The 22,100-nt window shown below is 61.7% G+C and carries 19 protein-coding genes; 13 read left to right on the top strand and 6 right to left on the bottom strand.

Annotated elements, in window-relative coordinates:
- Positions 1 to 225 precede the first annotated feature (225 nt).
- From FQ192_RS28050 to FQ192_RS28035, 4 genes are all read left to right on the top strand, one after another.
- Positions 226 to 1,194 (top strand): 2-hydroxyacid dehydrogenase, encoded by a 969-nt coding sequence (locus FQ192_RS28050; protein WP_149661429.1) that lies wholly within the window; start codon positions 226 to 228, stop codon positions 1,192 to 1,194.
- A gap of 233 nt (positions 1,195 to 1,427) precedes the next feature.
- A complete protein-coding gene (locus FQ192_RS28045) occupies positions 1,428 to 2,495 on the top strand; it encodes a phosphotransferase family protein (protein WP_149661428.1) in 1,068 nt (355 codons plus the stop codon).
- A 25-nt stretch (positions 2,496 to 2,520) separates the two neighbouring features.
- On the top strand, positions 2,521 to 3,288 hold the full coding sequence (locus FQ192_RS28040; RefSeq protein ID WP_133838939.1) for an SDR family oxidoreductase: 768 nt from the start codon (positions 2,521 to 2,523) through the stop codon (positions 3,286 to 3,288).
- 280 nt (positions 3,289 to 3,568) lie between these two features.
- The gene (locus tag FQ192_RS28035) at positions 3,569 to 4,684 is read left to right on the top strand and encodes a Gfo/Idh/MocA family protein (protein ID WP_149661427.1); all 1,116 of its coding nucleotides are present in this window, start codon (positions 3,569 to 3,571) and stop codon (positions 4,682 to 4,684) included.
- Positions 4,685 to 4,859: 175 nt separating this feature from the next.
- On the opposite strand, the gene FQ192_RS28030 is transcribed toward FQ192_RS28035, so the two are convergent.
- From FQ192_RS28030 to FQ192_RS28000, 6 genes are all read right to left on the bottom strand, one after another.
- Positions 4,860 to 5,054: a hypothetical protein gene (locus tag FQ192_RS28030; protein WP_149661426.1), complete on the bottom strand. Its 195-nt coding sequence runs from the start codon at positions 5,052 to 5,054 to the stop codon at positions 4,860 to 4,862.
- 197 nt (positions 5,055 to 5,251) lie between these two features.
- Complete coding sequence (locus FQ192_RS28025) at positions 5,252 to 5,500, bottom strand: DUF1652 domain-containing protein (RefSeq protein WP_149661425.1); 249 nt, start codon at positions 5,498 to 5,500, stop codon at positions 5,252 to 5,254.
- Between the two features lie 193 nt (positions 5,501 to 5,693).
- Positions 5,694 to 7,190: a helix-turn-helix transcriptional regulator gene (locus tag FQ192_RS28020; RefSeq protein ID WP_149661424.1), complete on the bottom strand. Its 1,497-nt coding sequence runs from the start codon at positions 7,188 to 7,190 to the stop codon at positions 5,694 to 5,696.
- Positions 7,191 to 7,388: 198 nt separating this feature from the next.
- Positions 7,389 to 8,285: a LysR substrate-binding domain-containing protein gene (locus FQ192_RS28010; protein ID WP_149661423.1), complete on the bottom strand. Its 897-nt coding sequence runs from the start codon at positions 8,283 to 8,285 to the stop codon at positions 7,389 to 7,391.
- Between the two features lie 4 nt (positions 8,286 to 8,289).
- Positions 8,290 to 10,461, bottom strand: a complete 2,172-nt coding sequence (locus tag FQ192_RS28005; protein ID WP_149661422.1) for a molybdopterin cofactor-binding domain-containing protein — start codon at positions 10,459 to 10,461, stop codon at positions 8,290 to 8,292.
- Positions 10,461 to 10,925: a (2Fe-2S)-binding protein gene (locus FQ192_RS28000; RefSeq protein WP_149661421.1), complete on the bottom strand. Its 465-nt coding sequence runs from the start codon at positions 10,923 to 10,925 to the stop codon at positions 10,461 to 10,463. Before FQ192_RS28000 ends, FQ192_RS28005 begins: the two co-directional genes overlap by 1 nt.
- A 118-nt stretch (positions 10,926 to 11,043) precedes the next feature.
- Here FQ192_RS28000 and FQ192_RS27995 point away from each other — a divergent pair, with 118 nt between their 5' ends.
- The 9 genes from FQ192_RS27995 (at position 11,044) to FQ192_RS27950 (ending at position 22,077) form a co-directional block, all read left to right on the top strand.
- Positions 11,044 to 11,937 carry a LysR substrate-binding domain-containing protein gene (locus FQ192_RS27995; protein ID WP_149661420.1) on the top strand — a complete coding sequence of 298 codons (894 nt, stop codon included), beginning with the start codon at positions 11,044 to 11,046 and terminating at the stop codon, positions 11,935 to 11,937.
- Positions 11,938 to 12,211: 274 nt separating this feature from the next.
- Positions 12,212 to 13,141 carry an amidohydrolase family protein gene (locus tag FQ192_RS27990; RefSeq protein WP_149661419.1) on the top strand — a complete coding sequence of 310 codons (930 nt, stop codon included), beginning with the start codon at positions 12,212 to 12,214 and terminating at the stop codon, positions 13,139 to 13,141.
- Between the two features lie 4 nt (positions 13,142 to 13,145).
- Positions 13,146 to 14,051: an amidohydrolase family protein gene (locus tag FQ192_RS27985; RefSeq protein WP_134418495.1), complete on the top strand. Its 906-nt coding sequence runs from the start codon at positions 13,146 to 13,148 to the stop codon at positions 14,049 to 14,051.
- Between the two features lie 132 nt (positions 14,052 to 14,183).
- Entirely contained in the window at positions 14,184 to 15,569 is a 1,386-nt protein-coding gene (locus FQ192_RS27980) for a UbiD family decarboxylase (protein ID WP_149661418.1), read from the top strand.
- On the top strand, positions 15,566 to 16,177 hold the full coding sequence (locus FQ192_RS27975) for a UbiX family flavin prenyltransferase (protein WP_149661417.1): 612 nt from the start codon (positions 15,566 to 15,568) through the stop codon (positions 16,175 to 16,177). The genes FQ192_RS27980 and FQ192_RS27975 overlap by 4 nt, the downstream gene beginning before the upstream one ends.
- A complete protein-coding gene (locus FQ192_RS27970) occupies positions 16,174 to 17,214 on the top strand; it encodes a GTP-binding protein (RefSeq protein WP_149661416.1) in 1,041 nt (346 codons plus the stop codon). The genes FQ192_RS27975 and FQ192_RS27970 overlap by 4 nt, the downstream gene beginning before the upstream one ends.
- A gap of 220 nt (positions 17,215 to 17,434) precedes the next feature.
- A complete protein-coding gene (locus FQ192_RS27965; RefSeq protein ID WP_149661415.1) occupies positions 17,435 to 18,790 on the top strand; it encodes a nucleobase:cation symporter-2 family protein in 1,356 nt (451 codons plus the stop codon).
- Between the two features lie 12 nt (positions 18,791 to 18,802).
- On the top strand, positions 18,803 to 20,194 hold the full coding sequence (locus tag FQ192_RS27960; RefSeq protein ID WP_149661414.1) for an amidohydrolase family protein: 1,392 nt from the start codon (positions 18,803 to 18,805) through the stop codon (positions 20,192 to 20,194).
- A gap of 383 nt (positions 20,195 to 20,577) precedes the next feature.
- The gene (locus tag FQ192_RS27950; protein ID WP_149661413.1) at positions 20,578 to 22,077 is read left to right on the top strand and encodes a hypothetical protein; all 1,500 of its coding nucleotides are present in this window, start codon (positions 20,578 to 20,580) and stop codon (positions 22,075 to 22,077) included.
- Positions 22,078 to 22,100: the final 23 nt, after the last annotated feature.

Raw genomic sequence — 22,100 nt, 5'->3', positions numbered from 1 at the left:
CGACCCTGTAGGAGCAAAGCTTGCTCGCGATGGCGTCCTTATAATCGCCATCGCGAGCAAGCTTTGCTCCTACAGGGCCATGCCCGGCGTCGGATTCGGGGCGCCCGCTCTCACGGCACATCAACCCATAGCCTATGATCTTTGGTGATTGCCAAACCGCTCTGGAATCAGCAATCTGAAACGACTTTCGAGCCCCCGACATTTCGGTGCCCACAGGAGCCCAGCATGACTGCAACCGTTCTGGTATTGGTTGAAACCATCAATGACTACCTGCCGATTCTTGAACATCAGGGCTTTCACCTGATCCTGGCGCCGACGCCTGCCGAGCGCAGCCAGGCCATCGCCACCCACGGTTCACGCATCGATGCCGTGCTGACCCGCGGCCCGCTGGGCTTGTACAGCGAAGAAATCGCCGCCCTGCCCGCCCTGAAAATCATCTGTGTGATCGGCGCCGGTTACGAACACGTCGACCTGCAAGCCGCCAGCGACCGTGGCATCACAGTCACCAATGGCGCCGGGGTCAATGCCTCTTCGGTAGCCGACCACGCCATGGCCCTGTTGCTGTCGCTGGTACGCGACATTCCCCGGGCCGATGCCGCTGTGCGCCGTGGCGAATGGCCAAAAATCATGCGCCCGTCCCTGGCCGGCAAGCGCCTGGGTATTCTCGGGTTGGGGGCGGTCGGTATGGCCATCGCCAAACGCGCGGGCAATGGTTTCGACATGAGCGTGAGTTACCACAACCGTCAGCATCGCAGTGACGTTCCGTACAGCTACTGCTCGACGCCGACGGAATTGGCCCGGGCGTCGGATTTCCTGATCGTCGCCACCCCGGGCGGGGTGGGCACCCAGCACTTGATCAATCGTCAAGTGCTGGACGCGCTGGGGCCTAACGGCTTTCTGGTGAACATTGCCCGGGCCAGCGTCGTGGTCACTGCAGACCTGATCAGCGCACTGGAGCAACGCCGGATCGGTGGCGCCGCACTCGATGTGTTCGACCACGAACCCAAGGTGCCGGACGCCCTGAAAACCCTGGCCAATGTGATCCTGACCCCCCATGTCGCCGGGCTGTCCCCGGAGGCAACCCAAGGCACCGTGGAGCTGGTTGGCAAGAATCTGCTGGCGTTCTTTGCCGGCCATCCGGTGCTGACACCGATTGAGTTGCCGATTCCGATCCTCGCCCGGAGTGCCCCCTAAAGCACACCCAACAGCGTCCACAACCGCCGGGATCAGCTCACCCAAAAAAGCTCCTTCCTGGAAGCGCAGCACCTCCTGCGCCATCGCCCGCGCCGCCGCTTTTCACACATCAGGAACGCTGATTATCCAGCAACACGCTAACCTATAAGACCGTGCCACGCTTGTGGCACGCCCGTCTCACCATTAGATTAGCCAATGATGTCTGGCCTCCAAAATAAGCAGAAGGGATAAGCATGGCGCTTACTGATCAGTCCACCCGTATCCGCTCCGGCGAAGAACTTGATGCCAGCCTGATCGATCCGTACCTCAAGGCCCATATTCCGGGCTTGAGCGGTTTGCCTGCGATCAGTCAGTTTCCCGGTGGCGCGTCGAACCTGACGTACCTGCTGGAATACCCCGAACAGGAATTTGTCCTGCGTCGCCCGCCATTCGGCCACAAGGCCAAGTCCGCCCACGACATGGGCCGCGAGTTCCGCATTCTCAACCAGCTCAAGGACGGCTTCCCGTACTGCCCCAAGGCCTACGTACACTGCACCGACGAATCGGTGATCGGCGCCGAGTTCTACGTGATGGAGCGGGTCAACGGCATCATCCTGCGCTCGGAACTGCCGCCGGAACTGGGGCTGGACTCAGCCCAGACCGAAGCGTTGTGCAAAAGCTTTATCGACAAGTTCGTCGAGCTGCACCGGGTCGACTACAAGGCCTGCGGCCTGGCCGATCTCGGTAAACCCGAAGGCTACGTCGCCCGGCAGATCAAAGGCTGGAGCGAGCGCTACGAGAAGGCGCTGACCCCAGACGCGCCGCAGTGGGACGTGGTCAAGGCCTGGCTCAACGACAAGATGCCGGCCGACCACCCGACGTCGAGCATCGTTCATAACGACTACCGCTTCGACAACGTGATCCTCGACCCACGCAACCCGATGGACATCATCGGTGTGCTCGACTGGGAGCTGACCACCCTTGGCGATCCGCTGATGGATTTGGGCAACACCCTCGCCTACTGGATCGAAGCCAGCGACCCGGCGCCGGTGCAGCTGATGCGCCGCCAGCCGAGCCACGCGCCGGGCATGCTGACCCGCCGCGAATTCGTCGATTACTACGCCGAACGCTCCGGCATCCAGATCGACAATTTCGACTTCTACTACACCTACGGCCTGTTCCGCCTGGCCGGCATCGTGCAGCAGATCTACTACCGCTTCTTCCATGGTCAGACCCAGGACAAACGCTTCGCGCAGTTCATTCACATGAACAAACTGCTGGAGCAGATGAGCTTGCAGGTCATCCAGAAATCCAGCCTCTGATCCGGCTCCATAACAAGGAAACAGCATGTCCAAGACTCAGTTGTTCGACCTCGACGGCAAGATCGCTTTCGTCTCCGGCGCCAGCCGTGGCATCGGTGAAGCCATCGCCAAACTGCTGGCCCAGCAAGGCGCCCACGTGATCGTTTCGAGCCGCAAACTCGACGGCTGCCAACACGTGGCCGACGCGATCATCGCCGCCGGCGGCAAAGCCACCGCCATCGCTTGCCACATCGGTGAAATGGAACAGATCACCCAAGTCTTCGCCGCCATCCGCGAACAATTCGGGCGCCTGGACATCCTGGTCAACAACGCCGCGACCAACCCGCAATTCTGCAACGTGCTGGACACCGACCTCGGCGCCTTCCAGAAAACCGTCGACGTGAACATCCGCGGCTACTTCTTCATGTCCGTGGAGGCCGGCAAGCTGATGCGCGACAACGGCGGCGGCAGCATCATCAACGTCGCCTCGATCAACGGCATCTCGCCGGGGATCTTCCAGGGCATCTACTCGGTGACCAAGGCCGCCGTGATCAACATGACCAAGGTCTTCGCCAAGGAATGCGCGCAATTCGGCATTCGTTGCAACGCCCTGCTGCCAGGCCTCACCGACACCAAGTTCGCCTCGGCGCTGGTGAAGAACGATGCGATTCTGAAGACGGCGTTGCAGCAGATTCCGCTCAAGCGTGTGGCGGATCCGAGTGAGATGGCGGGGGCGGTGTTGTACCTGGCGAGTGATGCTTCCAGCTATACGACTGGGGTTTCGTTGAATGTGGATGGTGGTTTTCTGTCCTGATTCGATGCGCCGGATACACGAAGGCAGCCTCAGGGCTGCCTTTTTATTGCCCGCCGTCACCCACTGATCGTTCCCACGCTCTGCGTGGGAATGCCTCAAGGGACGCTCCGCGTTCCAGCTCTCGATTGGGACGCGGAGCGTCCCGGGCTGCATTCCCACGCGGAGCGTGGGAACGATCAGCGATCAGCCTGAAGAAATATAAATTCTACTATTTGCAAATAACGAATATTTATTCCATAAATAGCTCTCCTGAAAACAAAAATCCAAAAGGACCCCGGCTATGCGCGAACTCGGTATCGGACTCATCGGCACAGGCTTCATGGGCCGTGCCCACGCCTTGGCGTTTCGTAACGTCAGCGCGGTCTTCGAGCTGCCCTTTAAGCTCAAACTCGCCGCCCTGGCCGATGCCGACCCGCTGCGTGCCCGGCAATGCGCGGACGCCTGGGGTTTCGACAGTGCCCACAGCGACTGGCAACAGCTGATCGATGACCCGAAGGTCAACCTGATCGCCATCACTACCCCCAATCACTTGCACTACCCCATGGCCATGGCCGCCCTCGCCGCCGGTAAACCGGTGTATTGCGAAAAGCCCCTGGCCGTGAGCCTCGAACAAGCCAACGCCATGCGCCTGGCGGCCAAAGCCGCGGGTGTGGTGACGCGGGTGGGTTACAACTATCAGCACAATCCGATGATCGGCCTGGCGCGGGAGCTGATTCAGAACGGCGAGTTGGGCGACCTCATCAGTTTCCAGGGTGAGTTCAGCGAAGACTTCATGGCCGACCCCGCCTCACCGTGGTCCTGGCGTTGCGATGCCGGGCATGCCGGCGGCGCCTTGGCGGACCTGGGCAGTCATCTGCTGTCGATGGCCCGTTTTCTGGTGGGCGATGTCGAAGCGGTGTGCGCCGACACCCAGACCGTGCACCGGCAACGCCCCGCCACCGTCGGCAGCCAGGAGCAACGTTCCATCGCGGTGGACGATCAGGTCCATGCGCTGCTGCGCTTCGCCAATGGCGCCCGGGGCACGTTCAGCAGCAGTTGGCTCAAGCACGGCTACAAGAATCACCTGAGCTTCGAGATCAGCGGCACCCAAGGCACCCTCGCCTTCGATCAGGAACGCTTGAATGAATTGCGTCTGTTCCGCGCCGGGCAGGACGGCTTCCAGCGCGTGCTGGCGGGGCCGAACTTGCCAGGTTATGCGGCGTTCAGCCCGGCAGCCGGGCATCAGCTGGGTTACAACGAACTCAAGACGCTGGAGGTGCATGACCTGGTGATGGCGTTGGCCGGGCTCAGCCAGGGCGGGACGGATTTCGAGCAGGCGTGGGAAGTGGAACGGTTGGCGGCGGCGATTCGTTTGGCGGCGCAGGAGGCGCGTTGGGTCAGGGTTGAAGAGGTGTAAGTCAGGCAAGCCGATGGCACAAATTTACGCTGTACCTGTGGCGAGGGGGCTTGCCCCCGTTGGACTGCGCAGCAGTCCCCTTCCTTGCTTGCGAAGAGCGGGGGCCGCTTCGCGACCCAACGGGGGCAAGCCCCCTCGCCACAAGTTCTTGTGCTTACCGTACGTTTTCGGGTGGCTACTGAGTGACGCAACGGGTGGTCGTGGTGGTTCGAGTCACCTGCGCGTCCATCCGCGCATCGCCCATCACATCGGTTTTATCCAGGGTTTCACAGGTGCGTTCCGGCGGTGGTGGCGCGATGACGGGGGGCGGAGGTGGAGGACTGGCGCAACCACTGGCGATCACCGCGCCAAAGGCGAGCGACAGTGGCATGAAAACGCGTTTCCCAAGACTAGACATAGGCTGACCTGCGGTGGCTGATCGACGTGTTTCCGCGACACGCAAACATCACCGCGCAGCCGCGGGCCGGTCACAGAAAATGAGTACCACGCATTTCTTATAGCCTAGCTGCTTGCCAATGCCAGTAAACATCCTTGAATTGGCTGATCACAGATGGGGCCGCCCACGGTTTATGAGGTCTCAGGCCGATGCAGGCCATTGCTCTCAAGCTCATACCGCAGCTCCTCGATCAACGCCAAGACAGCCTCAGGCGTCCTGAGATTTGCCACACTCAAACCACTGACCACCAGGTCCACCTGCCCCGACACCGGGTGATAGAGCTTCACGGTCAAGGAGTTGTCCCCCGTGAGCGTGCACTCACAGGCCAGCGGCGAAAAACTGCGCTCCAGTTGAGCACGCAATTGAGTTAAATAAATCATGCCGATTTACCCAACCAACACTGCAGAAACGAACACGCTGTTGAACTGTTTATGATCCATGTGACTGTTCCTTAAGCTTTTTCGGAGGGACGCGATCGGGGTTCGAAGACCTCTGTCGCACCCTTGCAGACTAAGAACTGGCGCACCCGCCCAGAACATTCATTTGCACCGCTGCGGCTAGTGCATTTGCACCTTATCGCTGCGCCTTCGGCCGCCATTCGGTGGAGAACAACCCACGCTCGCGTGCCCAGACAATCGCCTCGCTGCGACTGTGCACATCCAGCTTGGAATACACCGTGGAAACGTGATTGCGCACGGTGTTCGGCGCCAGTTTCAGGCGCGCGGCGATTTCCTTGTCGGCCAGGCCTTCACAGATCAACCCGAGGACATCACGCTCCCGGGCCGTCAGGTCGGTGAACGACACACTAGGCAACTTCGGCGAATTGACGTTTTTCACATTGGCGAGCTTTTCGATCAGGGTGCGACTGAACCAGGAGGCGTCTTTCATCACTTCTTCAATCGCCGACACCAGCTCCAGTTCCGTGCGTTTGCGCTCGGTAATGTCCATGAACACCAACAGGTAGCAAGGGCTGTCCTGGATATTCACGGTGTCGGCCGAGACGGCACACTCGATCAGCTCGGCGCCTTTCTTGCGCACCCGGACGTCGATGCGATCCAGGCTGCCAGCCTTCTCCAGGGCCGCAAACAAACGCGTGCGCGCGCCCTTGTCATCGATGAAGTCGATCTGGGTCACGGTCTTGCCGAGCACTTCTTCGCAGGGGTAAGCGAGGGTATCGAGGAAGGCTTCGTTGACGTCGATCACCAGCTGATCCTCAGCACTGCACACCAGCGTCGGCACCGGCGTCAGGCGAAAGGCCTTGGCGAAGCGCTCCTCGCTCTGGCGCAGGGCGAGTTCGACCTTGTGCCGCGCCTCCATGTCGACGAAGGAAAACAGCATGCAGTCTTCTTCGTTGAGCTCCAGGGGTTGCCCGGCAACGACCACCTGTTTACTGCCGCCGTCGGGCAGCTTCAACTCGGCCTGCATTTGCGGAATCGTCGCGTGCTGGCGCAGACGTTCGATTGCCAGGTCTTTCTTTTCCGCGCCTTGCAGAATATCCAGCTCATAGGTGGACACGCCGATCACTTGATCACGGGTGTAGCCGGTCATTTCCAGGAAGCCCTGGTTGACCTTGATGTAACGCAAATCACTGAGACGGCAAATCACCGCCGGAGCCGGGTTGGCGTTGAACGTCTTCTCGAAACGCTGCTCGGCGCTGGCCCATTCGGTGACGTCGTTCATGATCAGCACCAGGGATTCGGTCTTACCTGCGCCGTCAGCCAGTTCCATGCTCCGAACGCTGTGAACCCGCATTCGCTCTTCGTCGTCGGTCGGCATCACTTCCACCAACACATCACTGAAAATCTCGCCCCGGGCGATCCGGTTGATCGGGTAATTGTCTGCGGGCACCAGGTGATTGTTGCGATAGCGCAAGGCGAAGCGCTCGGCATACTCCTTGGCATTCGCCCCCAACTCATTGATCCGTTTGACCCCGTGCATGGCCAGCGCGGCGTCATTGGCCCAGAGAATGGTCTGGTCAAGCTCCAGCAAAATCACCCCGTCGGACAAACCGGCAATGATCTGCTGCAACTGACGACGATTGGTTTCGGTGGTCAGGACGTCCTGGCTCATTGGATCTCCACAAAGTGCGGCGGCGCTCTTTAGCCCCCATGTGAAGATTACGACCGCAGTGGATTAGGAACGTGCGAATACAGACACTGTGGCGAGGGGGGCTTGCCCCCGTTGGGGCGCGAAGCGGCCCTCAGAAAGAAGGGACTGCTGCGCAGTCCAACGGGGGCAAGCCCCCTCGCCACAGGGGCTTGCCTCAACTCAGGGTTTAACGCTGTCCTCGACGATCAACTCACGCAACGTATCGAGAAACAACTTGAGCACCGGCGAGGCATCGTCGGCGCGGTAGGTGACGTATAACGGCACTTCCGGCAACGCCGGGGTCAGGCGGCGGAAGACCAGGCCGGCCGGGGCCATCTGTTCGATGGAGGCCGGCAGCAACGCCACGCCGAACCCGGCCCGCACCAGGCTGAGCAAGGTCTGCACCTCGATCACTTGCTGACGGATCTGCGGGGTAAATCCGGCCTTGATGCAGCACTGATAAAGGAAATCGGCAAACCGCGATTGCTTGAGCTCCAGCGCCACAAACGGTTGCTGCGCCAGGTCCGCAGGCGCCAGGCTTTCGCGTTGCGCCAACGGGTGGTCCGCCGGCATCACCACGCGGATCGGCTCGTAAATCAGCAGTTCATTACGCAACTGCGGATCATCAGAGCCGACTCGAAACACGCAGGCGTCGATGCGTTTAGCCTTCAACGCCTTGACCTGCGCCGCCGGGGTCATCTCGTGCAAGCGCCAATTGACCTGCGGATAGCGCTCGCGAAACAGGTGCAAGGCCCGGGGCAGAACGCCGACCATCACCGAGCTGATCATGCCTATTTCCAGTTCGCCTAATTGCCCACGCCCGGTCTGGCGCGTCAGGTCCAGCGCACGGTTCAGTTGCTCGAAGACCAGCGGCGCCTGCTCCTTGAGCATCTGCCCGGCCGCCGTCAGTTCGACTCGATGATGGGTGCGCTCGAACAACGGCGTGCCGAGCTCCTCTTCCAGCAAGCGAATCTGCTGGCTCAGTGGCGGCTGGCAGATGTGCAAGCGCTCGGCAGCCCGGCCGAAATGCAGTTCTTCAGCCAGGGCCATAAAATAACGCAGCAAGCGCAGGTCCATGGCGCTATCCCAGAATCAGAGGTGTCGAACGCTGACGCACGCCGGTCAGGCTGAACAGCGCATTGGCGATGGCCGGGGCCACCGATGGGCTGCCCAACTCACCGACACCGCCGGGTTTGCTCGGTTCGCCGTCGAGCACGAGGATGTCCGTTACCGGCATGTCCGACATCCGCGTCACCCGATAATCATGGAAATTGCTCTGCACCACCCTGCCCTGTTTGATGTCCAGCCGATCAAACAGCGCATGGCCGAAGCCCCACATCAGGCCACCGTAGATTTGCTCCTCGACCCCACCCGGCGACACCGCCAAGCCGCAATCGACCACGCAGGTGAGCTTGTCGACTTTGGTCGCGCCGTCCTTTTTCGACACCTGGGCGATCACGGCGATGAAGCTGGTGTAACCCTGATTCGTCGCGATCCCCAGCGCGGTGCCTTCGGGCAATGGCTGGCCCCAGCCGGCGCGTTCGGCGGCGCTTTTGAGCACCGCGACATGCCGGGGCCGGTCTTTCATGTTGGCCAGGCGAAACGCCAATGGATCTTGCCCGCCGGCATGGGCCAGTTCATCCATGAAGCTTTCCACGGCGAACACATTGGGAATGAAGCTGACCGAGCGATACCAGCCACTGGGCACGTCGCTTTCATGCTTGATCCAGGCCAGGTCGAGGTGTGGCGGACGATAAGCAAAGTCCCATGCGGTAATGGCCTCGGTGGTGCTGTAGTCCATTTTGTCCGGGCGCTCGAAATAGCCCGGCTCCCATTGTTCTGGCGAGGCCGGCGACACGGCGTTGAGTTGCAGCGCGGTCAATCGGCCCTGAGCGTCCAATGCGCCTTTGACCCGATGCAAGGTCGCCGGGTGCATGAACAAGGCACGCATTTCATCTTCGCGGCTGTTCATCAACTTGACCGGGACCTTCACTTGTTGCGCCAGATAGGCGACTTCGAACAGCCAGTATTTGGATTCCCGGGCACCGAAGCTGCCGCCGGACACCAGCTCGTTGATCGTGACCTTGTCCTTGGCGATCTTGCACACGGTTTCGGCCGCCTCCAGCGCCGACGACGGCACCTGAACCCCGCCCCAGTAAGTGATGGCGTTGTCCTTGACCTGGGCGGTGATGCAGATCGGTTCCAGCGGGTTTTGCACCTTGTAGGGCATACGGTAATCGGCTTCGAGCAGCTTCGCCGCGTTCGGCCATTGAGTACTGACATCGCCCGCAGCCATTGCAGTGACCCGCTGTGCCGCTTTGTCATCCAGTGCGGCTGCCTGCGCTTTCACCAGTTCATCGCTGTCGAACCCGGCCAGTGGCGAGTCGCTCCACTTCACCTCAAGCACGGCACGGCCCTGATGCGCCGCCCAATAGGTCTCGGCCAACACCGCGACCCCTTCCAGATTGCCGCCGAGCACATCCGGGCGCCCGGGAATCGCGATCACTTTGCGCACACCTGGCACTTGCAACGCGGCGGCGGAATCCACCGACATCACCTTCGAACCGACCACTGGCGCACGTTGAATCACCGCCACCAGCATCTGCGGCAATACCACATCGATGCTGTACTTGAAACGCCCGCAGACCTTGGCCGCGGCATCGCGTTTGTGCCGCAGTTTGCCGATGTACTTGAACTGCGCCGGGTCTTTCAGCGTCACCGTGGCCGGTGCGGGCAACTGGGCGGCAACCGTCACCAGCTCGCCGTACCCAAGGCTGCGTTGGCTTTTGCTGTGCAGCACCCGGCCCTCTTCCGTGGTGCAGCTGTCGGGGCTGACGTTCCACTGTTTGGCCGCTGCCGCGATCAACAGCGCCCGCGCCGTGGCACCGGCCATGCGCAAGCGATCGTATTCCAGGGAAACGCTGGTGCTGCCGCCCGTGGAAAACACTTTCCAGACCGGATGAATGTAAGCCTCGAAGAACGGATTCTCCGGGGTGATCACCTGCACGGTCATCGGGTTGACGTCCAGTTCCTCGGCCACGCATGCGGCCAGCGCAGTCTGAGTGCCGGTGCCGGAGTCGTGCTTGTGCACCACCAGTTTCACCGTTCCATCGGGCAGCACGCGGACCCAGGCGTTCGGTTCGAAGTCACCCGTCGTTGCGGCGATGCCAGAAGGCAGATGAAATGCAATCGCCAGCCCCGCCGTCACGGTCGCCGATTGTTTGAGAAAGGCCCGGCGCGACAGAGTGATCATCACGCCTCCTTCGGCGCGGACGCCGCGCGCTTGATGGCTTTGTTGATCCGCCCGTAGGTGCCGCAGCGGCACAGGTTGCCGGACATGGCGTTGCGGATCGACTCATCGTTGACCGCCGCCCCGGTGTTGAGCAACGCAGCGGCGGACATGATCTGCCCGGATTGACAGTAACCGCATTGCGGCACATCTTCGGCAACCCAGGCCAGTTGCAGCGGATGCTGTTCGGTCGGCGACAAGCCTTCGATGGTGGTAATGCGGTGCCCCGCCACAGCATCGACCGGCAACTGGCAGGAACGCACCGCGACGCCGTCCAGGTGCACGGTGCACGCACCGCACAGGCCCATGCCACAGCCGAATTTGGTGCCGGTGAGTTTCAAGTGGTCACGTAACACCCATAACAAGGGCATGGAGGGCGACGCCTCTACCAGCTCGTGTCGTTCGCCGTTTACCGTGAATTCGATCATTGTCAGGCTCCAAGAGAGCGGCCTGTCTTCATGCAGGCCTGGTGATCGATTATTGGAAGCCTGCGCAACAGCGGGCCAGCGACGATTTCTGCCATCCTGTGTAAGTAGGACTAACAGCATGTACAAGCGATACCCGTCGGTGCAGTCCATGAGCGCGTTTATCCAGGCCGCCCGCAGCGGCAGCTTCTCCAGCGCTGCGCGCAAACTCGATCTGACCCACAGCGCCATCAGCCAGCAGATCCGTTCGCTGGAAGATTTCATCGGCCAGCCGCTGTTCGTCCGTGAAGGCGGCGGCAGCAACCTGACTGACGCCGGGCAGTTGTTTGCCAGCGTGTTGTCCGACGGTCTGGCGCAGATTGACCGGGCATTGTCCTCGGTGAAAAACCGCAGCGTGGCGCAACGGCTGACGATTGACGTGGACAGCGAACTGGCCCAGAGCTGGCTCAATCCGCGCTTGCCGCAGCTGCTGGATTTATTGCCGGAGCATGAGGTGGTGTTGCTGTCGATGCCGCGCTCGGATCGCAGCGCATTTGAGCGCGTGGATTTGGCGTTACGCTATGGGTATGGCGATTGGGACGACTGCGAGATGTCGCAGATTTGTGGCGACAGCGTTCGGGCCGTGGCATCGCCTGCATTACTGGAACGGCATGGTTTGCAGGTGCCGATGACTCCAGCGCAGGTGCTGCAATTGCCGTTGCTGGGGTATACGCGCCGGTCGTGGATTCCATGGCTGGATGCGGCGGGCATGACCCCGGTTGAACCTTCGGCACGGGTAGTTTTTGATAATGCGGCGAACCTGATCGCCGCCGCCGAGGCCGGCGTCGGCGCAGGGCTGGTGCGTGGATTGCTGGCGGCGGATGCCTTGCGTTCGGGGCGTCTGGTAGAGCTGAACGAGGCGCAAATTCCAGCGCATTACAACCTCTACGCCGTGTGGCCGCCGGGACAGGCTGAGCGAGTGGCGCCGGTGGTTGAGGTGATCAAAACCCTGGCCCGACGCACCTTCGAGCGCTGATCGCTGATCGCTGATCGTTCCCACGCAGAGCGTGGGAACGATCAGTCGATCGGTTTGCCGCCCGATATCGAACAGGTATCAACACCCCGCCCAATTAATATTGTACGAACCGAACACCCCCTCCCAATACTTCCTCCCAGGCAACCAGCGTCCCGAACCGGATGCGACCAGGCGAGGGAATGCGCGTTCATGCGCATAGAAATGGCCGATAACCCGGGACGTGGTTGCTGTGAGCCCAAAGGCTCCCTTCCCCGCTATCAGGAGATCGACTTCAATGATCATCGATATCAGTTGCTATCCCACCGACCTGGTGGACCTCGCCTGGAGGCATGACGGTGACCCGTTCACCGGCGAGCGTCTGCTGGAGATGATGGATGGCCCCTACATGGTCAATGGCAAACCTCGCCGCATCGACAAAGCCTTCATCCAACCGCCCCAGGGCAACACCATTTACACCTGGACCGACGGCGACCTGAGCGGTCGCGAATCCATCGACGCCTACATGGCCTACACCCTGAAAATGGTCCAGACCTACCCGGACCGATTCATCGGCTGCTTCGTCTACAACCCGCGTTGCGGTGTTCAGAACGGCGTCGAAGCCATCGAGCGCTACGTCACCGAACACGGCTTCAAAATGGTCCAGATGCAGGCCAACATGCACGCCTACCGTCCTGACCGCGCACTGGACTGGGTCCGTCCATGCTTCGAGAAATGCGCCGAGCTGGGTATCCCGGTCAAGCTGCACACCGGTGACGGTCCGTACAGCATCCCGTCCGAATGGGTGCCGATGATCAAGGAATTCCCCAACGTCGATTTCATCATGGCCCACTTCGGCGTGCAGACCGGCGGCGTCTACGTGTTCGAACCGATGCAATGGGCGATGGAACTGCCCAACGTCTACTGCGAATCGGGCTGGTGCCTGCAATCGCGGATCGTCGAGTTCGCCAAGGTCCTGCCGACCCACAAAATCCTCTTCGGCACCGACACCCCGCCAAACGAACCGGGCATGTGGCTGCGCCTGCTCGAAGTGCTTTGCCATGAGCCGCCACAGGGCCTGAACCTCGACGAGGACACCCTCGAAGACTATCTGGGCAACAACACCGCGCGAATGATCGGCCTGGAGCCCACCGCGCCGCCGCGCACCGTCAGCGAAGCAGAGGCGCAACTCAAGCGCCCAGTCACCACCCAACTGGCCAGGAGCTGAACCGATGATTATCGACACCCATCTGCACCCCACCAACCTGGTCGACGAGGCCTGGCGCCACACCGGCGAACCGTTCACGGGCGAGCGCATGCTCAAGCTGATGGACGGCCCGTACATGATCAACGGCAAACCCCGGCGCATCGACATGGGCTTCATCCAGCCGCCACCGGGCAACACCGGGTATCGCGACGGCAACCGTCGCGGCCGCGAAGGCGTGCGTGACTACATGTCGTACATCGCCGAGCTGTGCATGAAGTACCCCGACCGTTTCATCGGTAACTTCAACTTCAACCCGCGCTGGGGACCGGAAAACGGTGCCGCTGAGCTGGAATTCCACATCAAGGAATACGGCTTCAAGATGCTCAAGCTGCACGCCAACATGCACGGCTACCGCCCGGACCGCGCACTCGATTGGCTGCGCCCGGCGATGAAGGTCTGCGCCAAGTACAACATCGTGGTGCTGATCCATACCGGTGACGGTCCCTACACCATCCCGACGATGTTCTACCCGATCATCCGCGAGTTCCCGATGGTCAATTTCATCATCGGTCACTTCGGTATCCAGACCGGTGGCAATTACTCGTTCGAAGCGTTCTGGATGGCCATGGACACGCCGAACGTGTACTGCGAATCCGGCTGGTGCTTCCAGTCGCGGATCGTCGAATTCGCCAAGGAATTGCCGCGTAACAAGATCGTGTTCGGCACTGACTCGCCCCCTAACGAACCGGGGATGTGGTTGCGCGAACTGGAGGTCTTGTGCTCACCGGCGCCGCAGGGTCTGGGCATCGATGAGGATCACCTTGAGGACTACCTGGGCAACAACATCGCCCGGTTGTGCGGCATCGAACCGACGCCGCCACCCAAGGACCTGATCGAGGCGGACATTCGTCTGACCACGACGTACCTCTAGGCTTTTTAAACAAGAGCACAGCGACCTTTCAGGCGTTCAGATGAACCGGCGTTCGATCGACCGGCAGGCCAACGGCTTGTCGATCGAACGTCGCCGATCCCCTGCGCGCCTGCTTTTTTACGAGGTGAAACCATGCCCCTCTCGACGCTCGGCGATACCCAGGACTTCCACGCTTTCATCGACGCCTATCGCCGGCAGTACCCGGACGATGTGCTGACCGTTCACCAACAGCTTTCGGCCGACCAGGACGTCACCGCCCTGGTCGATGCCCTCGCCACACAAGGCCGCGACCCGTTGCTGATCTGCGAAAAGGTCGGCCAGCTCGGCGTGCCGGTGGCGACCAACCTGTTCGCCTCCCGGACCCGCATTGCACGAATCTTCGGCGTGACGCCGGCGCAGTTGCACGAAACTTTTCAGGCCCGTGCCAACCAGCCGATCCCGCCGCGCTACGTGGAAACCGGCCCGGTGCTGGACCAAATCTTCGAAGGCGAAGCGGTAGACCTGGCGCTGCTGCCGATGCTCAAGCACTTCGACAGTGATCGCGGGCCGTACATCACCAACGCGATCATCATTGCCGAAGACCCGGTCACCGGTATCGCCAACATGAGCTACCACCGCTCGATGCGCCATGCCCGCCAGACCCTCGCCACCAGCCTGCATTCACGGGGGCACCTGTGGCGCATGCTGCAAACCGCACGCGAGCGCGGCGAAGAGTTGCGCGTGGCGATGGTGGTCGGTGCGCACCCCTTGTTCATGCTCGCCGCCGCCGCACGCTTGCCCTACGGCAGCGATGAACGTGCGGTGGCCGGTGGCTTGTTCGGTTCGGCGCTGGAACTGGTCAAGACCCCGCGCTACGGCATCGGTGTGCCGGCCTACGCCGAGTTTGTGCTCGAAGGCGCCATCGACCCGGCGGCCTATGCCGAGGAAGGGCCGTTCGGCGAATTCAGCGGCTATTCCTCGGATCGCTCGACCAACAACGTATTGCGCGTCGACACCCTGATGCGCCGCAAGGACGCCTGGTTGGTGGACGTGGTCGGCGGGCGATATGCCGAACACCTGACCCTGGCGCGGCTGCCTCGTGAAGCGGAGATGAGCGAAAAGCTCAAGGCGCGTTTTCCTTCTGTCACCTCCGTCCACTACCCGAATTCCGGCACGCACTTTCATTGCTACGTGGCGCTGGATCAAAGTCGTGACGGCGAGGCGCGGCAAATCATGCTCGCCCTGCTCGGCTGGGACCCGTATCTGAAAACCGTGATCGCGGTGGACAGCGACATCGACATCACCGATGACAGCCAAGTGCTCTGGGCTTTGGCCACGCACTTTCAGCCGCATCAGGACATTTTCGTCATCGACGGCTTGCCCGGCAGTCCGCTTGATCCGTCGTCCTCGGTCAATGGCACCACTTCGCGCATGGGGCTGGATGCGACGCGGGGTTCGGGCTTCGACGGGATCAAGGCGCAATTGAATCAGGACGTGATCGAGCGAGCGCGCACCTTGCTCAAGAGCTACCAGTCATGAACCGTCAGCGGATGGTGGTCGGCATCAGCGGTGCGTCCGGGTTTATCTACGGCGTGCGCCTGCTGGAATTGCTCGCCAGGCTGAACATCGAAACCCACTTGATCATCAGCCGTGCCGCGCTGCTGACCATGGCCCATGAAACCGACTACAAACTTGCCGACGTCACCGCCCTGGCCAGCCATTACCACCGGGCCGACGATGTGGCCGCCGGGATTGCCAGCGGTTCGTTTCGTTGTTTGGGCATGGTGGTCGCGCCGTGCTCCATGCGTACCCTGGCGGAGATTGCCACCGGCACGTCTTCGGGGCTGATCGGGCGTGCCGCTGACGTCACGCTCAAAGAACGCCGCACGCTGGTGTTGATGGCCCGGGAAACCCCGCTGACCCTCGCGCACCTGCGCAACATGACGGCCGTCACCGAGATGGGCGGGATCATCGCCCCGCCGGTGCCAGCCTTCTACGCCCGCCCGCACAACCTTTCGCAAATGGTCGATCACAGCCTCGGCCGTGTCCTCGATCTGTTCGGCCTCGATGCCGGTACCGCGCTGCGCTGGGGTGAACCCGGCCCAGTGGGCGCCGGCCAATCAGCAACACAGAAGGAGCTCGCATGAACAGCCCATTCAATGCCCCAACCCCGAACCGCAAAATCCCGGTGACCATCCTCACCGGCTTCCTCGGCGCCGGCAAAACCACCCTGCTGAACTACATCCTCAAGGAAAACCACGGACGCAAAATCGCCGTGATCGAAAACGAATTCGGCGAAGTCGGCATCGATGGCGACCTGGTGCTCAGCTCCGAAACCGAAGAAATCTACGAGATGGTCAACGGCTGCGTGTGCTGCACCGCCGAAGTCCGCGAAGACCTGGTGCGCATCGTCCGTCAACTGGTAGCGCGCCCGGTGCGCCTCGATCACATCCTGATCGAAACCAGTGGCCTGGCCGATCCGTACCCGGTGGCCCAGAGCTTTTTCATCAACGACCCGATTGCCGACGAAGTGGAACTTGATGCCATCGTGACCATGGTCGACGCCAAGCACATCGCCCAACACCTGGAAGATTTGCAGCTCGATGGCGTCGATAACCAGGCAGTGGATCAGATCGTGTGTGCCGACCGGATCGTGATCAACAAGGTCGATCTGGTCAGCGCCGCAGACGTGGAAGCGCTGCGGGGCAAGATTCGCGGGTTGAACGCCACGGCGGAGCTGGTGACGTCCAGTTATGCCGAGATCGACCTGACGAAAATCCTTGGTATCGGCGCGTTTGAATCGACTCAGAAGCTGATGGAAATCGGTTCGGAACACGACCATCACGCCGACGACCATCATCACGACGAACCGGACCATGAGCACGACCCGAGCGTGTCGTCAGTCGGGATCGCCGTGGACGGCGCGGTGAACCTGGGCGCCTTTCATCGCTGGATCACCCAGCTACGCACCGAGCAGGCCGACACCCTTTACCGCATGAAAGGCGTGCTGTCAGTGGCGAATCAGGACCAACGCTACGTGCTGCAAGGCGTGCACAGCCTGGTCGAGTTCCGCGCTTCGACGGCGTGGGGCACGGAACCGCGCTCCAGCAAAATCGTGTTCATCGGCCGCGACCTGGACCGCGCGGCGCTGAACCAGGGCTTCGCCGCCTGCCTGGCAGGCTGAACACGGCATCGGAGCCGGTGGATGGCGGTTCCGGGCACACAGAACGAAAGGCTGATGCCGGACGCAAAACCCTGTGTGAGCGGGCTTTTGTGGTGTGGGGGCATGCCCCCTCGCCTCAGAGTCAGCTCTCACAAGGAACGGCGGTGGTCGACTGATCACCCCCCGGCATCAGAACGAATACCCCTCTCTACAGCACAAAAACAGCAAGAGGTGTTTCCCCATGTCGTCAGCCACTACCGTCTCCACCGTGCACCCGGTCGATCAGATTCTGCCGGTCCGGCAAATGCTCACCCTCGGCCTGCAACACATGGCCGTCTCGTACATCGGCGCCATCGCCGTGCCGTTGATTGTCGCCAGCGCGTTGAAAATGTCCCAGGCCGATACCGTCGTGCTGATCAGCACCACGCTGTTCTGCTCCGGCATCGCCACCCTGTTGCAAACCGTCGGTTTCTGGAAATTCGGCGTGCGTTTGCCGATTCTCCAGGGCGTGGCGTTCAGCAGCGTCGGCCCGGTGATCGCCATTGGCACCAACCCACAGGTGGGGTTCGCCGGGGTCTGCGGGGCGGTGATCGGCGCGGGGATCTTTACCATGCTCGCCGCGCCGTTCGTGGGTCGATTGCGCCGGTTCTTCCCGCCAGTGGTGACCGGTTGCATCGTCACCGTGATCGGTTTGCAGCTGTTTCCGATTGCTTATGAGTGGGTCGGCGGCGGGCGCAACGCCAGCAATTTCGGCGCGCCGGCCTACCTCGCTGTCGCCGCCGTGGTGCTCGCGACCATCCTGTTGGTCAACCGTTACGGCAGCCCGATGATGCGCAACATGGCGGTACTCGTCGGCATGTTGGTCGGCGCCGGGCTGGCCTACGGGTTGGGCATGGGCAGTTTCCACAGCGTGGAGGAATCGCCGTGGCTCACCGTGCCCTACCCGTTCTACTTCGGCTTGCCGACGTTCAGCCTGATCCCGATTGCCACGATGATCGTGGTGATGATCGTGCAGATGGTCGAGTCCATGGGCCTGTTCGTGGCCATCGGCGACATCGTCGACAAACCGGTGGAAGAGAAACAAGTGATCAACGGCCTGCGCGCCAATGGCCTGGCCAGCACCATCGCCGGGATGTTCGCGGCGTTTCCGTTCATTGCCTTCATGGAAAACGTCGGGCTGGTGATTCTGACCGGCGTGCGCAGCCGCTGGGTGGTGGCGATCAGCGGCTTGCTGATGTGCTCGGTGGCGCTGGTGCCGAAGGCCGGGGCGATCATCGCGTCCATGCCCACTGCCGCATTGGGTGGCGCCGGGATCGCGATGTTCGGCGTGGTGGCGGCGGCCGGGATTCAGACCCTGGCCAAAGTCGATTACGAGCGCAATCGCTACAACGTGCTGATCGTCGGCTTCACCATCGCTGCCGCCCTGGTGCCGGTGCTCGCGCCGACCCTGTTCAAGCAAATGCCCGAGTGGTGCCAGCCGTTCCTGCACAGCAGCGTGGTGATCGCCTGCCTGGTGTCGGTGCTGCTCAACGCTGCGCTTAATGGCGTCAGCGTGCCCGATGCCCCCGCCAGTAACTCTGCCTCCCACATCCTCTGACCGGAGCCGACCATGACTCAACTGCAAAACATCCTGATCAAACACCCCGTGGCGGTGATGACCGGCCTGCGCGGCCCGCGTGCCCGGGCCGGCAATGTCGACATTCGCATCGTCAACGGCCGCATCGCCGAAATGGCCGTCGGACTGGAGGCGCAACCCGGCGAACGGGTAATCGATGCACGTAATTCGGTGGTCTATCCAGGCTGGATCAACACCCACCATCACCTGTTCCAGAACCTGCTCAAAGCCGTGCCCGAAGGTTTGAACCAGGACCTGCAAGGCTGGCTCGCCAGCGTGCCTTACCCGCGTCTCAACCGTTTTACCCCGCAACTGACCCGGATCGCCGCACGGCTGGGGATGGCGGAATTGCTGCTGTCCGGCGTCACCACCTGCGCTGATCATCACTACCTGTATCACGCCCATGGCAGCACCGAGAGCGGTGACCAGTTGTTCGACACCGCCGATGAATTCGGCCTGCGCTTCGTGCTGTGCCGGGGCGGCGCGCTGGAGTCGGCCAGCGCCCATCCGGGGTTCTCGAAAACCGCGCTGCAACCGGAATCGCTGGAGCAAATGGTTGGTGATATCGAGCGGCTCAAGTCTCGCTATCACCAGGACACACCCGATGCCATGCGCCGGGTCGTCGTCGCCCCGACCACCCCGACCTTCTCCCTGCCACCGACCTTGCTTCGGGAGTTGGCGCACACCGCACGCGGGCTCAATTTGCGCTTGCACACGCACCTGTCGGAGACGCAGAACTACGTGAACTTCTGCCGCGAGAAATACAACTGCCTGCCGGTGGAATTCGTCGCCGAACACGAATGGCTCGGCCCCGACGTCTGGTTCGCCCACGCCGTGCACCTGCAACCCGGCGAAATCCGCATGCTCGCGCAAACCGGCACCGGCATTTCCCATTGCCCGGTGAGCAATGCGCGCTTGGGCAGCGGCGTCGCGCCCGTGCCACAAATGGTCGAGGCCGGGGTGCCGATTTCGCTGGGGGTCGATGGTGTGGCGTCCAATGAATCCGGGAGCATGGTCGGCGAAGCGCACACCGCTTGGCTGATCCATCGCGCTGAACAAGGGGCCTCGGCGACCACTGCTGAAGAGGTGATCCACTGGGGCACGGCGGGTGGTGCGCAGGTGTTGGGGCTGGGCGCGGTCGGGACGTTGGAGATTGGCCAAGCTGCGGACCTGGTGATCTATGGCCTGGACCATCCACGGTTCTTTGGCTTCCACGACATTGCCGTGGCACCGGTGGTCGCGGGGGAACCGATTGTCGTGAAATACAGCCTCGTCGGCGGGCGCGTGGTGGTCGACGACGGCGTGATCCCGGGGCTGGATGTGGAGCGGATGCGCGCGCAAGCGTGGGATGGGGTGAGGCAGTTGATGGGCCAGGATGACGACTGAGCCGGGCCAAAACGATCGCTCCCACGCTCCGCACTGAACCCCACCGCAATCATCGCTCCCACGCTCTGCACTGAATCCCACCGCAACGATCGTTCCCACGCTCTGCGTGGGAATGCAGCCCGGGACGCTCCGCGTCCCATCAAACGCCGAACGCAGAGCGTCCGTTGAGGCATTCCCACGCGCGAGCGTGGGAACGATCCGCAATGTAGGTGCTGGCGAAGGCTGCGAACTTTTTACGTTGGCAGCCATGCATCTGGCCTTTCATAAGTTTTTTCGATACCCGCCCTACTCTGTTCTAAAGTTGATGGACACACCCACCCCACTTCAAGCAGTGTCCGGCCCTGGCTTTGTATGGAAACCCAGGCAGGTACAGGAGACAGCCGATGATTCTGGTCGCCCGCCCGTTGATCAGTGCCCCCGCGAAAAAAGGCACGGTACAACTGTGGGTCGGGGTGTTTGGCCTCGACAATCCGACGTCCCCGACGTTCTTCCTCGGCCCGACACCGACCACGCAGGCCCCGGCCGCACCCGCCCCCGACGAAAAACTTTATCCGATCGACGATGGTGTCAAGAACGCGGCTGAAAAACCGCTGAACCACCAGGGCGTGTTCACCTTCGCGCGCCTCGGCGCCGGGATTAATCACTGTTTCCGGCTAGTCGCCAACGGCGTGGAATATAACCTGGCGTTCGTCTCCCAACCCGATGCGGTGCCCGCCGACGGCGCCCCGCTCAACATTCTGCTGAGCTCCTGCTACTACCAGCCCAATGGCGATGACAAAGCCCTGGAAAACGCCGTCGCGCACCTGCCTTCTGGCTTCAAGCCACACTTGAGTCTGATGCTGGGCGATCAAGTGTATCTGGACGTGCCGGTGATCCCTTCGTGGCGTTTCAGCCTGGACGGCGTGCAGAAGCTGATCGGCCAGAAGTACTACAAGAACTGGTGCTCCGACTCGCTCGGCACCGGCGGCTTGCAATCGGTGCTCAGAACGGCGCCGACGGCCTGCATCCCGGATGACCATGAGTTCTGGAACAACTACCCGCTCGATCAGTTTCAGCTGCCGCCGCTGGCCTTTGTCGACAAGCAGGATTGGTCCAACACCGCCATGGATTTGTACGCCGGTTTCCAGTTGGGCGGGCCGTCCAGGACGCCCCAGGACATCCCCGGTTTCCAGCGTATCGAGGTCGATCCGCTGATCATCCTGATGCTCGACACCCGCACCCGACGCGATGAGGATTTCAAGCGCCTGATGCCCGACGATGCGGCGATGGCCCTGCAAAAATGGGCTGACGACCTGATTCAGGCCAAGCAGAACAACTCACCCAAAGTCGGTGTGTTGTCCGCCGGCCAACCCTTGTTTACCAAGCCGCCGGGGGACTTCAGCAAAAAGTACGTCGATGCCGACCTTGCCAACTATCAGCAGTTCGAATTGATCGAGGTGCAACTTGAGCGCCTGGCCAGCCAGGGCATTCCGGTGGTGTTCCTGACCGGCGATGTGCATTGGAGCCGCGTGTGCGCTGCCCGCCACGGCTCGCAACCGACGCCGATGTTGTACGAAGTGATCTGCTCGCCATCGACCATGATCCCGCGCTCGTCCCTGGCGGACATTGCAATGGACAAACTGCGCGGCAAGGATTGGCCCGGCTACCCCGCGGCGCCGGAGGAAAAGGACAGCCCGCACAAGTTCGGCAGCCGCAACAGCTTCATCGTGTCCCGCACCACCGAGGACAACTACTTCCAATGCAACGGCAATCAGATTGCCGTGCTGCAGTTGACCCGATCCGGGTTTGGCCTGGACATGAAAGTGACCTTTTTCGGGGTCAGTAACGACAACCGACTCAAGCAACCCAAGTCCACCGCCAATTACCTCTTACGCTTTTATTGAATCGATCCGACAGGAGATCTGCC

Origin of the sequence: Pseudomonas sp. ANT_J12 (assembly GCF_008370045.1) — a bacterium.
Classification (GTDB): Bacteria; Pseudomonadota; Gammaproteobacteria; order Pseudomonadales; family Pseudomonadaceae; genus Aquipseudomonas.
Note: the sequence above shows the minus strand (reverse complement) of the source record. Positions and strands in the feature narration are given on the sequence as shown.

Excerpts from the sequence above, each read along its gene's own strand:
- FQ192_RS27960 (WP_149661414.1), top strand. The coding sequence starts at position 18,803 with ATGACTCAACTGCAAAACATCCTGATCAAACACCCCGTGGCGGTGATG.
- FQ192_RS28000 (WP_149661421.1), bottom strand. The coding sequence starts at position 10,925 with ATGATCGAATTCACGGTAAACGGCGAACGACACGAGCTGGTAGAGGCG.
- FQ192_RS28025 (WP_149661425.1), bottom strand. The coding sequence starts at position 5,500 with ATGATTTATTTAACTCAATTGCGTGCTCAACTGGAGCGCAGTTTTTCG.
- FQ192_RS27975 (WP_149661417.1), top strand. The coding sequence starts at position 15,566 with ATGAACCGTCAGCGGATGGTGGTCGGCATCAGCGGTGCGTCCGGGTTT.
- FQ192_RS28030 (WP_149661426.1), bottom strand. The coding sequence starts at position 5,054 with ATGCCACTGTCGCTCGCCTTTGGCGCGGTGATCGCCAGTGGTTGCGCC.
- FQ192_RS28010 (WP_149661423.1), bottom strand. The coding sequence starts at position 8,285 with ATGGACCTGCGCTTGCTGCGTTATTTTATGGCCCTGGCTGAAGAACTG.
- FQ192_RS28005 (WP_149661422.1), bottom strand. The coding sequence starts at position 10,461 with ATGATCACTCTGTCGCGCCGGGCCTTTCTCAAACAATCGGCGACCGTG.
- FQ192_RS28045 (WP_149661428.1), top strand. The coding sequence starts at position 1,428 with ATGGCGCTTACTGATCAGTCCACCCGTATCCGCTCCGGCGAAGAACTT.
- FQ192_RS28035 (WP_149661427.1), top strand. The coding sequence starts at position 3,569 with ATGCGCGAACTCGGTATCGGACTCATCGGCACAGGCTTCATGGGCCGT.
- FQ192_RS27985 (WP_134418495.1), top strand. The coding sequence starts at position 13,146 with ATGATTATCGACACCCATCTGCACCCCACCAACCTGGTCGACGAGGCC.
- FQ192_RS27980 (WP_149661418.1), top strand. The coding sequence starts at position 14,184 with ATGCCCCTCTCGACGCTCGGCGATACCCAGGACTTCCACGCTTTCATC.
- FQ192_RS28040 (WP_133838939.1), top strand. The coding sequence starts at position 2,521 with ATGTCCAAGACTCAGTTGTTCGACCTCGACGGCAAGATCGCTTTCGTC.
- FQ192_RS28020 (WP_149661424.1), bottom strand. The coding sequence starts at position 7,190 with ATGAGCCAGGACGTCCTGACCACCGAAACCAATCGTCGTCAGTTGCAG.
- FQ192_RS27995 (WP_149661420.1), top strand. The coding sequence starts at position 11,044 with ATGTACAAGCGATACCCGTCGGTGCAGTCCATGAGCGCGTTTATCCAG.
- FQ192_RS27950 (WP_149661413.1), top strand. The coding sequence starts at position 20,578 with ATGATTCTGGTCGCCCGCCCGTTGATCAGTGCCCCCGCGAAAAAAGGC.
- FQ192_RS27970 (WP_149661416.1), top strand. The coding sequence starts at position 16,174 with ATGAACAGCCCATTCAATGCCCCAACCCCGAACCGCAAAATCCCGGTG.
- FQ192_RS27990 (WP_149661419.1), top strand. The coding sequence starts at position 12,212 with ATGATCATCGATATCAGTTGCTATCCCACCGACCTGGTGGACCTCGCC.
- FQ192_RS28050 (WP_149661429.1), top strand. The coding sequence starts at position 226 with ATGACTGCAACCGTTCTGGTATTGGTTGAAACCATCAATGACTACCTG.
- FQ192_RS27965 (WP_149661415.1), top strand. The coding sequence starts at position 17,435 with ATGTCGTCAGCCACTACCGTCTCCACCGTGCACCCGGTCGATCAGATT.